This is a genomic window from Bacillus sp. FSL R5-0659, assembly GCF_038008785.1.
Lineage (GTDB): Bacteria > Bacillota > Bacilli > Bacillales > Bacillaceae > Bacillus > Bacillus safensis.
Genome location: NZ_JBBOZU010000001.1, coordinates 2,811,624 through 2,826,833, shown reverse-complemented (window position 1 = coordinate 2,826,833; position 15,210 = coordinate 2,811,624). Strand labels below are relative to the sequence as shown.

17 protein-coding genes and 1 pseudogene are annotated in these 15,210 nt (G+C 40.1%); 14 read left to right on the top strand and 4 right to left on the bottom strand.

The genetic code is table 11. The annotated features are described in order from the left end of the window. The first annotated feature begins 14 nt into the window (after positions 1-14). Positions 15-1,985 (top strand): S9 family peptidase, encoded by a 1,971-nt coding sequence (locus tag NSQ72_RS14630; protein ID WP_341084385.1) that lies wholly within the window; start codon positions 15-17, stop codon positions 1,983-1,985. Positions 1,986-2,184: 199 nt separating this feature from the next. Here the strand turns inward: NSQ72_RS14630 and NSQ72_RS14625 are convergent. After that, a pseudogene (locus NSQ72_RS14625) lies at positions 2,185-2,484 on the bottom strand (NifU family protein). Positions 2,485-2,605: 121 nt separating this feature from the next. Between NSQ72_RS14625 and NSQ72_RS14620 the strand changes: the two are divergent. Then, a complete protein-coding gene (locus NSQ72_RS14620; RefSeq protein ID WP_047203329.1) occupies positions 2,606-2,935 on the top strand; it encodes a YuzD family protein in 330 nt (109 codons plus the stop codon). Between the two features lie 99 nt (positions 2,936-3,034). Next, the gene (locus tag NSQ72_RS14615) at positions 3,035-3,265 is read left to right on the top strand and encodes a hypothetical protein (protein ID WP_039181181.1); all 231 of its coding nucleotides are present in this window, start codon (positions 3,035-3,037) and stop codon (positions 3,263-3,265) included. A 50-nt stretch (positions 3,266-3,315) separates the two neighbouring features. Here the strand turns inward: NSQ72_RS14615 and NSQ72_RS14610 are convergent, their stop codons facing one another. Next, entirely contained in the window at positions 3,316-4,383 is a 1,068-nt protein-coding gene (locus tag NSQ72_RS14610) for an NAD(P)/FAD-dependent oxidoreductase (protein WP_034282611.1), read from the bottom strand. 255 nt (positions 4,384-4,638) lie between these two features. On the opposite strand from NSQ72_RS14610, the gene NSQ72_RS14605 reads away from it, so the two are divergent. The 6 genes from NSQ72_RS14605 to NSQ72_RS14580 all read left to right on the top strand — a co-directional run bounded on the left by NSQ72_RS14605 (position 4,639) and on the right by NSQ72_RS14580 (position 8,761). Continuing rightward, a complete protein-coding gene (locus NSQ72_RS14605; RefSeq protein WP_008346813.1) occupies positions 4,639-4,875 on the top strand; it encodes a YuzB family protein in 237 nt (78 codons plus the stop codon). Between the two features lie 270 nt (positions 4,876-5,145). After that, positions 5,146-6,000 carry a diaminopimelate epimerase gene (gene dapF / locus NSQ72_RS14600; protein WP_341084381.1) on the top strand — a complete coding sequence of 285 codons (855 nt, stop codon included), beginning with the start codon at positions 5,146-5,148 and terminating at the stop codon, positions 5,998-6,000. Positions 6,001-6,074: 74 nt separating this feature from the next. Then, a complete protein-coding gene (locus tag NSQ72_RS14595) occupies positions 6,075-6,437 on the top strand; it encodes a HesB/IscA family protein (protein ID WP_024423354.1) in 363 nt (120 codons plus the stop codon). A gap of 147 nt (positions 6,438-6,584) precedes the next feature. Further along, on the top strand, positions 6,585-7,181 hold the full coding sequence (locus NSQ72_RS14590; RefSeq protein ID WP_338592554.1) for a hypothetical protein: 597 nt from the start codon (positions 6,585-6,587) through the stop codon (positions 7,179-7,181). Positions 7,182-7,273: 92 nt separating this feature from the next. After that, positions 7,274-8,224: a bacteriophage abortive infection AbiH family protein gene (locus NSQ72_RS14585; RefSeq protein WP_341084379.1), complete on the top strand. Its 951-nt coding sequence runs from the start codon at positions 7,274-7,276 to the stop codon at positions 8,222-8,224. Between the two features lie 330 nt (positions 8,225-8,554). Further along, positions 8,555-8,761, top strand: a complete 207-nt coding sequence (locus NSQ72_RS14580) for a hypothetical protein (protein ID WP_012011136.1) — start codon at positions 8,555-8,557, stop codon at positions 8,759-8,761. Positions 8,762-8,807: 46 nt separating this feature from the next. Here NSQ72_RS14580 and yumC read toward each other — a convergent pair whose 3' ends face one another. Beyond that, positions 8,808-9,806, bottom strand: a complete 999-nt coding sequence (yumC, locus tag NSQ72_RS14575; RefSeq protein ID WP_039181175.1) for a ferredoxin--NADP reductase 2 — start codon at positions 9,804-9,806, stop codon at positions 8,808-8,810. A 391-nt stretch (positions 9,807-10,197) separates the two neighbouring features. On the opposite strand from yumC, the gene NSQ72_RS14570 reads away from it, so the two are divergent. The 4 genes from NSQ72_RS14570 (at position 10,198) to NSQ72_RS14555 (ending at position 12,822) form a co-directional block, all read left to right on the top strand. Beyond that, complete coding sequence (locus NSQ72_RS14570) at positions 10,198-11,415, top strand: NAD(P)/FAD-dependent oxidoreductase (protein WP_024423350.1); 1,218 nt, start codon at positions 10,198-10,200, stop codon at positions 11,413-11,415. A gap of 135 nt (positions 11,416-11,550) precedes the next feature. Continuing rightward, on the top strand, positions 11,551-11,676 hold the full coding sequence (locus NSQ72_RS14565) for a YuiA family protein (protein WP_158333015.1): 126 nt from the start codon (positions 11,551-11,553) through the stop codon (positions 11,674-11,676). Between the two features lie 81 nt (positions 11,677-11,757). Then, a complete protein-coding gene (locus tag NSQ72_RS14560) occupies positions 11,758-12,078 on the top strand; it encodes a YuiB family protein (protein WP_039181171.1) in 321 nt (106 codons plus the stop codon). 99 nt (positions 12,079-12,177) lie between these two features. Further along, positions 12,178-12,822, top strand: a complete 645-nt coding sequence (locus NSQ72_RS14555; protein WP_039181168.1) for a 3D domain-containing protein — start codon at positions 12,178-12,180, stop codon at positions 12,820-12,822. 40 nt (positions 12,823-12,862) lie between these two features. Here NSQ72_RS14555 and NSQ72_RS14550 read toward each other — a convergent pair whose 3' ends face one another. Beyond that, a complete protein-coding gene (locus tag NSQ72_RS14550) occupies positions 12,863-13,339 on the bottom strand; it encodes a divergent PAP2 family protein (RefSeq protein ID WP_024423347.1) in 477 nt (158 codons plus the stop codon). A gap of 324 nt (positions 13,340-13,663) precedes the next feature. Between NSQ72_RS14550 and NSQ72_RS14545 the strand changes: the two genes are divergently transcribed. After that, positions 13,664-15,154, top strand: coding sequence for a leucyl aminopeptidase (locus NSQ72_RS14545; protein WP_047203324.1), 1,491 nt, complete (start codon positions 13,664-13,666; stop codon positions 15,152-15,154). The last annotated feature ends 56 nt before the right edge of the window (positions 15,155-15,210 follow it).

Here is a 15,210-nt window from a genome sequence, read left to right as displayed (position 1 = left end):
GGGGAGATTCATTCATGAAGAAATTGATGACGGCAGAAGATTTAACGAAGATTGTTTCTGTTTCTCATCCGGTTTATTCACCAGATGGAAAAAAGGCAGTCTTTACAAAAGTCACTGTGAATGAGAAAAAGGACGATTACAATATCCATTTATGGGTTCGAGATGAAGAGACAGAGGAGCTGGCACAATGGACATTTGAGGATGGAAAGCATCATCAACCAGTTTGGTCAAAGGACGGCAGGCAGCTTGCTTTTATTTTGCAAAAGCCAAAGGAAGTCCCTCAGCTCGCACTCATAAAGAGCGAAGGAGGCGGCGTGCGTACTTTAACGAAGATTCCATACGGAGTATCTCACCCTGTCTTTTCTCCCGACGGAGCATTCATTTATGCGGCTGTGTCATTGAAACAATCAGAATCTGTTCATGATGAAAAAAAGGAAGAGCAAGATGAATTTGCTCCAGCGGTATATGATGATTTGACCTATAAAGCAGATGGAAGAGGCTTTTTAGATGGGCGTGTCACACAGATCGTGAAAGTGGATATCCGTTCAGGAGAGGTAGAGCCTATCACGAGCGAGCAGGTTCATCATATGAATCATACCGTTTCCCCGTGTGGAAAATGGCTTGCCTTTATTCAATTAAATCCACAGATACCTTACATAAGTGACGTGTGTCTTCTGTCATTAGAAGATGGTCAGACAAAAAAGATCACACAAGCAAACGGCGCTTATTCCACCGTATCTTTTTCTCCAAATGGAGAGAGTCTTTTGTATATTGGACATGAGCGTGAATTCCAAAATGCCACCTTCCCATCATTATGGCTGTATGATCTGAAAGAAGACAAGGCGGTTCAGCTATCAGAAATGCTCGATATGTATGTTGGAAACTGTATGGCAGGAGATAGCGTGATGGGAGAGGCCTATCAAGTTCCACAGTGGACAAAAGACAGCCAAGGATTTTATACGCTTGTTTCTGATCAAGGCAGTACAGGGATTTATTATTTCTCTATTGAAGGTTTAGCCTATCCAGTTCGACTAGAGGCGGAACATATCACCAATTTCAGCCTTCATCCAGATGAATCCAAACTGCTGCTCAGCCGGCTTTCACCTGTTTCACCAAGCGAGCTATATGAGCTGACATTAGGGGAGACAGAACTGAAGCAAATCACGTTTGAGCATCATGATTTTCTAAAGGAGTATGTCGTATCCGAACCTGAACCATTTTCTTTTCAGTCAAAAGATGGCGACGAGGTGCATGGCTGGTTTATGAAGCCTTCCAAGATGGAAGAGGGGGAGAAATATCCGCTTATTCTAGAGGTTCATGGCGGACCGCATGCGATGTATGGTTATACGTATTTTCATGAATTTCAAATGCTTGCTTCTGAAGGCTATGCCATCGTGTATATCAATCCGCACGGAAGTCATGGATACGGACAGATGTTTACCGACCGTGTGAGAGGAAGTTATGGTGACGTTGATTATGACGATGTTATGCAGGCTGTTGATCATGTGCTCAAAGCCTATGATTTCCTTGATGAAACAAGACTCGGCGTGACTGGCGGGAGCTATGGCGGTTTTATGACCAACTGGATTGTCGGTCAGACCGACCGCTTCCGCGCAGCTGTCACACAGCGCTCCATTTCAAACTGGATTAGCTTTTATGGCATTAGTGATATCGGTTATTTCTTTACAAGGTGGCAGATTGATGGGGATATTTATGATTCTGTCGATAAGCTATGGGATCGTTCGCCGCTAAAATATGTGAAGCAGATGAACACGCCGCTTCTCATCCTGCACAGCGATGAAGATTATCGCTGCCCAGTTGATCAAGCAGAACAGCTTTTTGTGGCATTGAAGGAGCTTGGGAAAGACACAAGATTGGTCAAATTCCCGAAGGCATCTCATGATTTGTCCAGAAGCGGACACCCGGGACAGCGCATTCAAAGACTGACCTTTATAAAGGAATGGTTTAGAGAAAAGCTAGCCTAATAAAAAACGACCCTTCAGCGTGCTGACAAACCCTCGCATTCGGTATCAGTCCTGCGTGCTGGTGCTCACGAATAGAAAATTCGCTCCGCGCCAGTACTCGTCCTTTTCTTATCACGCTGAAAAGAAGACAAAGGGCTAAAGCCTTTGTCAATCATGAAAAAAACGACCCTAATTGGGTCGTTTTCATGTCATATATGAATTAGAAAACCTGTTCAACTTCTACAACGCCAGGCACTTCTTCTAATAATGCGCGCTCAATACCGGCTTTCAATGTAATGGTTGAACTTGGGCAGCTGCCGCATGCACCAAGAAGACGTAATTTCACAATGCCATCTTCAATGTCTACAAGCTCACAGTCTCCACCATCACGTAATAGAAATGGACGAAGTTTGTCCAGTACTTCCTGTACTTGGTCTTTCATTTCGACTTCAGTCATTAGATATAATCGCTCCTTTCACAACATATCACCATTATATTCATCTGGACGATAAAAATCTATTGATTGGTTTCAAAGTTTCCTTCTCATTATAGCACAATCTCACCTTGAAACAAAAAGTGATTTTGACTTTTTTCATCCAGAAAATTCAGCTAAAATGAAGAAAGAATAGGGGGCTTGTCAAATGAACAAAACTGTCGATCTTTATGTATATGGAAGAGATGTACTGTGCGCTAGCTGCGTGAATCTGCCTTCTTCAAAAGATACATTTGAATGGTTAGATGCAGCATTAAAACGAAAATATCCGAATCAGCCATTTCGCATCACATATATTGATATTGAGCACCCGCCAGAAAACGAACAACAAAAGGAATTGTCTGAACGAATTCTTGATGATGAATTTTTTTATCCACTTGTCTTAGTAGAGGATCAAATCGTTGGAGAGGGCAATCCGAAATTAAAAGACATTTATCAAGAAATGGAGAAATACGGGTACAAGGAGAACAGTGAATAAGCTGTTCTTTTTTTGAAGAATAAAACGAACAAATGTTCCTTTTTGTGTTGAAAAAGAACGTTTGTTCGTTTATAATGAAATGAAAGGAGCGTGAGCATCATGAATTATTTACTGAAACAATCTCTTCATCAGCAAGTACCGATTGAGATGATTTATATGAAGAAAAATGGAGAGTGCACGAAGAGAAAAATCATTGTACACCGTCAAACAGATCAGCTTATCCAAGCGTATTGTTTATCGAAGAAGACGATGAGAACCTTTCGTAAAGACTGCATTCTTGCCCTTGCTCCGATCAAATGGACCAACTCATCGGCACATGCCGTTTCATAGAAAAAAGCTCCCTCGTCACGAAGGAGCTTTGAGAAAAAATTCACATGATTTTAGCCGTTGTGATGCTTGTACATCCAAAGGAGTCCAGATTTCAGGAGTCTTGGCACCCGGCCAACAAGTGGACGATCAGCCACTAAGCCAAAGCCGGCTTTTTTCCCTAAAGAACCTAAAACACCTTTTAGCTTAAACTGTGGATAAGCCTCAGGAAGCGGCTCATTTTTCCAGCGTTTTTGCAGAGATTGGACAATTTGTTCTGCCTGCGCCTCAGCAAGCTGTGCACTTGGGGCATGAGGCAGACTTGCGCAGTCACCTACGACATATACATGCTCATCCCCTGGAAGATTATGATGAGGAGTTAATACGACGCGGCCTTGTGCGTCTTTTTCAACATCCATCTCTCGTACCACTTTGCTTGGCTGTATTCCTGCTGTCCACACGATGACATCTGCTTCAATTGCGTCATCATGGTTGTAAACGACACCTTCTTCAACCTTTGTAATATTGGCACAGTTAATGATCTTTACGTCATTTTCTTCAAACCACTTTTGCACATACAAACTTAATCTTTTTGGGAAGCTTGATAGTATCAACTCTCCGCGGTCAAAAAGAATAATGTTTAAATCAGCACGGCTTTCTCTTAGTTCACTGGCCAGCTCTACCCCGCTAAGTCCAGCACCGACGATGCCAACCGTTGCACCTGCGCTCAAATTGTTTAATTTGTTATACGCATGTCTTGACTGATCAATGGTTTGAATGCTGTATGTATGTTCTTTTGCACCAGGGACATTATGATACTTGTCCTCACAGCCGAGTCCAATCACAGTATCATCATACGGAATCGGTTCACGGTCGCTGAATAAGATCTGTTTGTTTTCAATATCAATTTTTTCTACTTCCCCGTATTGAATATCCAGCTTCGGATGCTCTGGAAAAGATACTCGAATGTGATGATCAGAGATCGTTCCAGCAGCAAGTGCATAATATTCTGTTTTTAAACAGTGGTAAGGATTTCGATCAATTAATGTGATAGTGACATCATCAGGTAATTGATTTGGCAATAAGCGGTGGAGAACCCGCATATTCCCGTAACCTCCGCCGATCAAGACTAAATTTTTCATGACGATTCTCCTTTTCCCCGTAGACATTGAAAAACACTTATACTAAAAAACTTTAAGTTAAAATACCAAATAAAATTATATCGAATTTACTGTGAAACCACAATAATTGTTTCAAAATAACCTACATATTCATCAGTTAGTCCTAAATAGTAAAACATTTTACGAGGAATAGGCGTAACGATACAGATGAAGCTCATATTTTGACTAATACAAGGAATTTCGGTAGGATGGTAAGGCAATGTGAGGTGAAGCACAGTGTTTCCACTGATCGAATTTTGTGTAAGTAATCTTGCACAAGGGTCTCAAGAAGCAAAAGAGAAGCTTGAAAAAGACCCAAACCTAGACGTAATGGAATACGGCTGTTTAAGCTATTGCGGCAAATGTATGGACTCCCCATTTGCACTTGTGAATGGAGAATTTGTTTCAGGAGAAAATGCAGAGCAGCTAGTCGAGCGTATTTATGCTTTTATAGAGGAAAACGACATGTTTTAAATGCACCACATGGGTCATGAGGTGCATTTTTTTCACTCTTCCACCTTCCATTTTTAAGGAGAATGAATGGAAAGCGTATTCAATATGTTATGCTAATAAAATATCATCAATATGAAACATCACACGAGAGAAAAAGAGGCATATGCATAATAAAAGCCCTTTGCCATGGCAGCAAAGAGCTTCTATGTATGAAAAACGGGGGATGATAAGATTGTCTCCTGAATCGACTCCTTTTATACTATAAAGAAACAACATTTTTGGAGGAAGCTCATGACATCATTTCAATTCACGAAAATGCACGGATTAGGAAATAATTATATTTACGTTAATCAGATGAAGGAACAGCTTCCAGAAGAGCAGCTATCAGAGATAGCGATTCGCGTTTCTTCTGTTTATACAGGAATCGGTTCTGACGGGATGATCCTGATTTGCCCATCAGATGTTGCACCTGTGAAGATGCGCATTTTCAACAATGATGGTTCAGAGGGCAAAAACTGCGGTAACGGGCTGCGCTGCGTTGCAAAGTATGTGTATGAGCATCAAATTGTGACGGACACAACGTTCCAGATTGAGACATTGTCAGGACTTGTTGAAGCTACCGTTCACGCTCAGGATGGTCATGTTCAGCTAGTCACAGTAGATATGGGAAAACCGCGTTTTGAAAGAGAAGCGATGCCGATGCGTGGTGAACCGGCCAGCACAACAATTAATGAGCCGCTTGATTTTGGCACTGCGAATTTAAATGGAACAGCCGTTTCAATGGGAAATCCGCACATCGTTTTTTATTTAGAAGACATTGAAAAAGCGCCTCTTCATACACTTGGGCCGATCATTGAAAAACACGATATGTTTCCAGAAGGCGTCAATGTAGAATTTGTTGAAGTTGTCAGTGAAACAGAGCTGCATTTTCGTGTGTGGGAAAGAGGCTCAGGCATTACACAGGCTTGTGGAACAGGGGCTTGTGCTGCGGCTGTATCCACAATTGTGAATGGGCAGGCGAAAAAAGAAACAGACATGACAGTTCATTTAGCAGGCGGAGACCTCATCATTCGCTGGAAAGACAATGACCACGTGCTTATGACAGGACCTGCGGAGACCATTTGTGACGGGACATTTTATCTCTAAACCATTTATTTGAGAAAAGGCATCATCACGTTTATAATTGAAAAAGAAACATCCAGTCAAAAGGAGGGATGATCATGAGTACACCAGTAACCATTACAGAAGCTGCTGCACTGCAGATTAAAGATATGATGAAAGAACATGAAGAAGAAAATGCGTTCCTGCGAGTGGGCGTAAAAGGCGGCGGCTGCAGCGGTCTTTCATACGGCATGGGCTTTGACCATGAAGTCTCAGAGAAAGACACGCAGTTCGAGCAGCACGGCATCAATGTCCTTGTCGACTCCGAAAGCCTTGATATCATGAACGGAACCATCATTGATTTCAAACAATCACTAATGGGCGGCGGTTTCACGATTGACAATCCAAACGCCATCGCATCATGCGGGTGCGGTTCTTCTTTCAGAACAGCAACGAATACCGGTACGCCTGAAGAGTGTTAATAAGCACTATTTAATACAGATGAGTTTTTGATAAATATATAAACTTAAAAAATGCAGGTATACGCCTCTTGGATAGTTAATTTTAAAAAACTAACTGTTCAAGAGGCTTTTTTAGAAATTAATTTAATTGGAGGAAGGTAATTAATTATGCCTAATTGTGATTGGGGGAAACCATGTGAATGCAAAGAATGTAGAACAAAATCATTTGATGTAAAATGTCCAAAATGCAATTTTAATAATAGTTTAGAGGTTGAAGCGGACTTTTGGGAATACTCTATTGATAAAAATAATTTAGGTGATTACAACTTTTCATATCCTCAAACTAAAAAAGATTTAGTATGTTATGCCTGTTCGTATCTAATAATTGATGTTCCATTTTTTAATAATTACAATAAAAGTAGGTGTGAGAATAGGTTAAAGTTAATTGAAAACATAAAACAGGGTAGATTTTGTAATTGTTGTAATGTAGTTGAAGGTGATATAAAAGGGTGTTTCTCTAAAATAGAGTTGTTAAAACACGATAATAATCTATACTGTAAAGCCTGTTTAGCTGATTTTTTATTGAAGGAAAATCCCGATCCTTCTAACTCTCAAGAGAAATATGAGTTTGACAAGGTGGAGTTAAAGTGGAAAAAAAATAAGATAAAGGTGCAATGTCCTAAGTGTAATAAAAATAGATGGCTGAAAGCGGAACATAGTTGGCGGAAAATGTGTAAAAATTGCTACTTCTTATCTAAAATTTAAGCTGTGGATGCTAATCACTTTTTAATCTTTGAATTTATTATGAGACTATATTATGGGATTTTCAAGATTTACAGGATTGTTGGAGGGGAAAAATGGCTAATTTATTTATCATAGGTAATGGTTTTGACTTATCTCATTATTTAAAAACTTCTTATGATGACTTTAAGAAATTTTTACTTTTAAGTTATCCCAATATTATTATGGATGAATTGATAATACCTGAAGGAATTGAATTAAGTGATGGTGGAATTGATTATGATGAGAATGATGTTTTATCAATGCTATTTTATCTTATAGACGAAGAAGAGGGTAACATATCAGATATAGAAATTAAGTGGAGAGATATAGAAAATTCATTAGGGCATTTAAATTTTAGTCAAATCTATGATTATCATGAGGATATATTTGATAAAGATGGAGATATAGACTATTGGAAAACAGCAGCTAGAAATGAAAATCTAATTGAAAATCTAATTGTGCCAGCAACAGCAATTCAAGGATATTTCTCTGAATGGGTTAATTCTATTGAAATAAATTGTGCTGACCCTAAGAAAGATTTTAAGTCACTCTTGAAAGAAAACGATCAATTTTTAGTATTTAATTATACAGATACTTTAGAAGTAGTGTATGATGTTTGTGATAGTAATATTTGCTATATACATGGAAGACAGGGCGAGGAAATTCATTTTGGACATGGAAATTTAGAAGATAATACTGAAATCTATATGCAGCAAAATATAGGTTCTGAAAATGGACTGAATGATATTTATTATCAACTTAGAAAAAAAACAGAAATAGCTCTTGAAGATAATTCTGAATTCTTCTCCAACTTAGAAGAATGTAACATCAGCAGAATTTACTCATATGGTTTTTCATTTAGTGAAGTTGATAAAATTTACTTAGAAGAGATATGTACTATGTTAAAGACGGAGAAAGTTATTTGGTATTTTAATGATTATGATTCACATCAAGTTGAAAATTATAAGAAAATTCTGGTGGAATGCGGTTTTAAAGGTATCTTTAATACATTCCATATTACATAATAGCTTATCATCTTTTTCTGTAGTTGTAGGTCTAGAATAAGTGTAAGGATTGATAAATAAAGAAATTCTGTAAATGACAAGAGCGTTTATCACAGTTTTGCTGCAAATTCATTATCATGTTTCTTAAATTTTTTGCAAATAATACAACAGTCTCACCGATAATGAGTAACAAGCAAAAAGTGATCATATAACACTCAGCATCTTTCATCTTCGCACTTCACAAATCGCTCAATTTTGTTACAGCTGGCCCGAACAACTGGCTATTTCCACTCGAAAAGAGTATCATGAAAACCAAACATAAACTGTAGTGAGAAAAGAGGTTGCTGAGGTTTGAGTGAACAAATCAATTGCAGGAACTGTCATGAATTGATTCCGTATCGTTCCAAAACGTGTCCAGCTTGCGGGATTGAGAAGCCGCTTCCGAAAAAGGAACGTGTGAAGGATCGGGTGATTTTGGTTGTGGCAGGGATTGTTGTGGTGCTGCTTGCTGCAATGGTACTTGGAATGGCAAATGCCTATATTGGGGTTTTTAAATAAACGAAAAAGGAGTTCCGCGAGTGGGAACTCCTTTTTTGATCCGTTCTTATTTGTTTTCAAATAAGCTTGTGGAATGGAGAGGCTGTACACGGGCTTTCGGGTCCATGTAGGCTTTCGCATTGTTGACAGCAGTTGGTGCTTCACCAAATCCGCTTGCAATCAATTTGACTTTTCCTTCATACGTGCAGATATCTCCTGCCGCATAGAAGCCTTCGATGTTTGTTTCCATTGTAGATTTCACTACGATGGAGTTCTTTTCGATTTCAAGGCCCCATTGTTTGATTGGTCCAAGGGAGGAAACAAAACCGAAGTTGACGATCACATCGTCCACATCAAGCACTTGTTTTTTGTCGCCTTTGACTTCTTCGAGCACGATCTGTTCAATGCGGTCTTCACCAATGAGCTCAGTTGGCACAAATGGAGTCAGCACATTGACCTTCGAGTTGTGCAAGTTTTCTACACTGTGCTCATGTGCGCGGAATTTATCGCGGCGGTGAATGATGGATACTTCTTTTGCGATTGGCTCAAGCATGAGTGCCCAGTCCACCGCAGAGTCTCCGCCGCCAAGAACGGCCACGCGTCTACCGGCAAATTGGTTCAGGTCATTAATGAAGTAGTGCAGATTGCTTCCTTCAAATGATTCTGCTGTATCCAATTCAAGCTTTCTCGGTTGAAATGCACCGTTACCAGCTGTGATGATGATTGTTTTAGAATAATGAACCTCTTGATTTGTGACAAGTTTAAAGATCCCATCTGCCTGCTTTTCAACTGTTTCAACTGCCTGCTCTAAGCAAATGGTTTGATCAAATTTATCCATTTGTTCCTTTAAGTTATCAACTAATTCTTGTGCGCGGATTTTTGGGAAACCAGCCACATCATAAATATATTTTTCAGGGTAAAGAGCGGATAGTTGACCGCCGAGCTGAGGAAGGCTTTCAATGATTTTCACACTTGCCTGTCTCATGCCTCCGTAAAACGCAGTAAACAATCCAACTGGGCCGCCCCCGATAACGGTAATGTCATATACCTTAGAATCTTCTTGCATTCCTTTAATCCTCCCAAATGAAAATTGTTATCACTATATCATATCATACCACATATCGTCGTTTGACTTGTTTTGAAAAACTTGTCGTTTTTTGATGCTGAAGCTTTGAAAAGGAGGAAAAAGTGAGAAAGACCGTTTATCATAAGGATTTTCAGTTTAAAGCCTTGAAAATTGGAGCAGAACTCGCTATTATTGTTAAGGGAACTAAATATTAATTTTTTATGAATTTTTGTCGGATACGGTCAAATGCTTTCGTTTTATGTAGGTGAAAGTTCAGATTTTCACATACTTATTTTTTTGTTTAAATTTCATAAAATGCCGCAAAGCGGTTGAGAATAACGATATGTAATTCTTTATCCGTTTTACAGCAAATTTAAAAAAGGTGGATGTGATTCCAGTGAATAAACCGAAAATCGTTGTATTAGGTGCAGGTTATGGCGGATTAATGACTGTAACAAGATTAACAAAACAGCTTGGCACAAATGATGCGGATATTACTCTTGTGAACAAGCATAATTATCATTACGAAACAACATGGTTACATGAAGCAAGTGCAGGTACACTTCATCATGACCGCTGTCGTTATCAAATCAAAGATGTGATTAACAGTTCCCGTGTCAACTTTGTACAAGCAACAGTTGAAAGCATTGATAAGGAAGCGAAGAAAGTTGTGACATCAGATGGCGAACTTTCTTATGATTACCTTGTTGTTGCACTTGGTGCTGTTCCTGAAACATTTGGTATTGCAGGACTGAAAGAATACGCATTCTCAATCTCTAACATCAACTCTGCTCGTCAGCTTCGTGAGCACATCGAGCTTCAATTTGCTACGTATAATACGGATGCTGAAAAACGTCCAGAGCGTTTGACGATCGTTGTCGGAGGCGCTGGATTCACAGGTATTGAGTTCCTTGGTGAGCTTGGAAACCGTGTGCCTGAGCTTTGCAAAGAGTATGACATTGATCAAAAAGACGTGCGTATCATCTGTGTAGAAGCTGCGCCAACAGCTCTTCCTGGATTCGATCCAGAATTGATCGACTATGCGATGAACTACCTTCAAGGTAAAGGTGTTGAGTTCAAAATCGGTACAGCGATCAAAGAATGTACGCCTGAAGGTATCATTGTTGGAAAAGACGATGATACAGAAGAAATCAAAGCTGCAACTGTTGTTTGGGCTGCAGGTGTACGCGGTAACCCAATCGTTGAAGAAGCTGGTTTTGAAAACATGCGCGGCCGCGTAAAAGTTTCTCCAGATCTTCGTGTACCAGAAAATGATGATGTCTTCATCATTGGTGACTGTTCATTGATTATCAATGAAGAAATCAACCGTCCATACCCACCAACTGCACAAATCGCTATGCAGCAAGGTGAAACAGTAGCGAAAAACCTTGCAGCACTAGTAAAAGGCGGTTCTCTTGAAAGCTTTAAGCCAGACATCAAAGGAACAGTTGCTTCTCTTGGTGAACACGACGCTGTAGGTGTTGCGTTTGGTAAAAAACTTCAAGGAACAAAAGCTTCTGCAATGAAAAAAATCATCGACAACCGTTCATTATTCATGGTTGGCGGACCAGGACTTGTTCTGAAAAAAGGAAAATTCAAGTTCTTCTAAACCGATATAGACAAAAACGTGTATCCCTGTGGTACACGTTTTTTCATGTTTGACGGAATATTTTCTCACTTGGTACTGGACAGAAAAATATGTTATGATGAATTATCAGAAAATTTAGATTAAGGAGTGAGCAATATGAATGCACAAACAAAGGAAAAAACATCAGCCTGTCAATATTGTTCAGGAAAAGGGTATTTTCAGCTATTGCTCGGCGGATCTGAAACGTGTGAGGAATGTAAAGGGACAGGAAAGAAGCGTTAATCGTTCTGCTTTTTCCATTGATTGACTTCATCTCTATTTCCAAGTTAAACTAATGATGGGATATTTGGGGGTGGAGATGAAGTGATCAGTTTACCAGTCGTTATCATTTCAGTTATTTTATTTTTCGTGTTATTCTTTGGCATTGGTTTTTTGCTCAATATGCTGCTGAGAATGTCATGGATTATGGCTATTTTATATCCAATTGTATGCCTTTTCATTATTAACAATCAAAAGATGATCGCTTATGTAAGAGAGCCTGGCACTGCTTTTTCAGGAATAGGAGACCGGATCGTCTCACTCGCTGCGGCAGATATCATCATCTTATTAAGCGGCCTGATTGGTGCGATTGCATCAGGTTTTGTCATTAATGCACTTCGAAAAAGAGGGTATCAAATGTTTTAACTCACTTGTGGACACGCAAGTGGGTTTTTTTGTTTCTCCTTTGCATAGTTTCCATTTTGTTTGGAAACAAATAGATGGGTAGAGGAGTGACAAATAGAGATGAAAACATGGATGAAACGATTGTTCATGACAGCGCTATTCATGATTGCACTTTTGACAAGCTTTACGGGCATATCTGGAGTCGAACCAAGTGATTTAGCTGCGTGGGTGAAAGAGACCGATGCGGGCAAGCAAGTATCTTCTTTTTTTCAGCAGCCAAAAAGGGAAACGATGGCACTCAAAAGTGAAGACATGCGATCTGTTTCTCTCGAAGAGGCGTTTAATTGGAACGATTACCCGAAGCAGAAGGTTGTGGCAACCGGCTATACAGCAGGTGTGGAATCAACAGGCAAAACGAAGGAACATCATGCATATGGCATTACATATTCAGGCGTCAAAGTGAAACGTGATTTATATTCAACAGTGGCAGCCGACCCATCCGTTTTTCCGATTGGAACGGTGCTGTTTATCCCAAACTATGGCTACGGTGTCGTTGCAGATACCGGGAAAGCGATTAAAGGTCATAAGCTTGATTTATACTATGAAACCGTTGATGATGTGTATAGAGAATGGGGTAAAAAAGTGCTCGATGTGTATATCATCAAAAAGGGTGAAGGGACGTTAACGGAAAAAGACTTAAATCAGCTCAATGAAGCAGAATCGATGCAAGTATTCCGTCAGCAGTTTCAAGCCAATAAAGAATAAAAAAGCTTTGGGCCATTTAAGGTCCAAAGCTTTTTCGCTTCTACATGAAGTAATAATCTAAGATGAGTGTCAGCAAGATCCCTGTTAAACCGCCGAAGAAGACTTCAATCGGCTTATGACCAAGAAGCTCTTTTAATTTCTTTTGCTTTTCTTTTTCTTCCGCATTTGGGAAATTCTTTGCTTCGGAAACAAATCGGTTAAAATCTGTTACGAGCTTGTTGAGAACAGTCGCCTGTTCTCCTGCCTGTCTGCGAACGCCTGTCGCATCAAACATAGTAATAATGGCAAAGATGGCGGAAATGGCAAAGATAGATGTATCTAGCCCGTGCTCTAAAGCCACTGCTGTGGAGAGTGCTGTTACTGCTGCGGAGTGTGAACTTGGCATTCCGCCTGTGCTTGTAATGAGCGACCAATCTAGTCGTCTAGAAATAATAAATTGAATCGGTACTTTTACAAATTGTGCAAAAAAGATGGCTGCTAGGCTGGCAAGCAGCGGAAAATTCGTCAGTACGCTCATGAACAAGAAACATCCTCTCTTTAAGAAAAAATATCGTGCGAAATGATGAACTAAAAATCCTAGTATGATGAAAAAATGATAGCAGTAAAAAATGCTGCCAAGTCCATGTTCATTATAACATTAAAGAAACTAGATGTGGAACGAGGAGAACACGGACAGGCTGCTTAGGTTTTCGGCGCTTTTTCATGATGCCCTTCCACGTGTGAAAATATAAATGTTCATCAAGTAAAGACAGACTGGCAATGATCGTATAGGCACGCAAATTTTGATATAATAGAAGTTCCAATGTGAAAAATGGAGTTCATTAAGGAGCGTGTGATAAATATGTTTTTCTCGACAAATGAATTGCAGCATAAAGATACACTGGCGATCGGACTTTTTCAAAAGAGCCAATTATCAGGAAAAGCAAAAGAAATGGATGAATTACTTGAAGGAAGAATCACTGAATTATTAAAAGAAGGCGATATTTCATCCAAACGAAATCAGCTTTCGAAGTTTTTCCCATCCCCTGAAACAGGCATCAAACGCATTTATTTTGTCGGGCTTGGGAAGGAATCAGATTACACGTTTGAAGAGGCAAAAGAAGTGTTTGCCCATTTATTTAAAAAGCTTCATCAAGATAAAAAGCAAGCGGTTTCTGTCTTGCTGGATACGTTTATTGGAAAGGATCTGCCTGCTCAAGATGCAGCCCATGCCCTGTCTGAAAGCTGCCTTTTAGCTACATATGAATTACAGGATTTTAAACATAAAACAAATGAACCAGATCGCTTTATCGAGTTTGTTTATGCAACGACGGAGCATGATCAAGCTGAAATTCAGGCGAGTCTGAAAGTCGGCGAAGTGTACGGACAGTCAGTCAATTCGGCCCGTACCCTTGTGAATATGCCGCCGAACATGCTCACATCCTCTGATCTCGCTTCGTATGCGGCAGAGCTTGCATATAAATATGAATTTGAGATTGAAATTTTAGATAAAGAACAAATGGAAGAGCTCGGAATGGGCGGTATTTTAGCCGTCAATAGAGGCTCAACCGAACCGCCAAAACTCATCGTGCTGAAATACCAAGGCAAGGAAGAATGGACAGACGTCATCGGCCTTGTTGGTAAAGGCATCACGTATGATACCGGCGGCTACTCTTTAAAGCCAAGAGCGAGTATGGTTGGCATGAAAACAGATATGGGCGGCTCAGCCTCTGTTTTAGGCGCAATGGAAATCATCGGAGAACTTCGCCCAGAGCAAAATGTCATTGCGGTCATCGCCTCAACGGATAATATGATTTCCGCAGACGCTATGAAGCCGGATGACGTCATTGTGTCACTAAGCGGGAAAACAATCGAAGTGCTCAATACAGATGCAGAAGGCCGTCTTGTTTTAGCAGATGGGGTGACATATGCGAAGCAGCACGGTGCCTCTGTCCTTGTAGATGTGGCCACATTAACAGGCGGTGTCATTGTGGCGCTTGGAAATGAGACAACAGGCGTAATGACCAATAACGATGAGCTGTACGCTCAGTTTAAAGAAGCATCAGAAGAATGCGGTGAAATGATCTGGCAGCTGCCAATCACGGAAAAAGATAAGAAACGAGTACGAAACAGCAAAATGGCTGATCTCAATAACTCACCAGGCCGTGATGGTCATGCGATCATGGCAGGGGCTTTCATTGGTGAATTCGCAGAGGATACGCCTTGGGTTCACTTAGATATTGCAGGAACTGCAACAACAGAAAAACCTTCATGCTTTGGGCCAACAGGGGCAACAGGTGTGATGGTAAGATCACTTGCTACATTTGTGGAACGATTTGAAGGAACAAAATAAGGGATAAGGCTCTGCCGGATGGCAGAGCTTTTTTTATGTAGGACATACGCCATTTG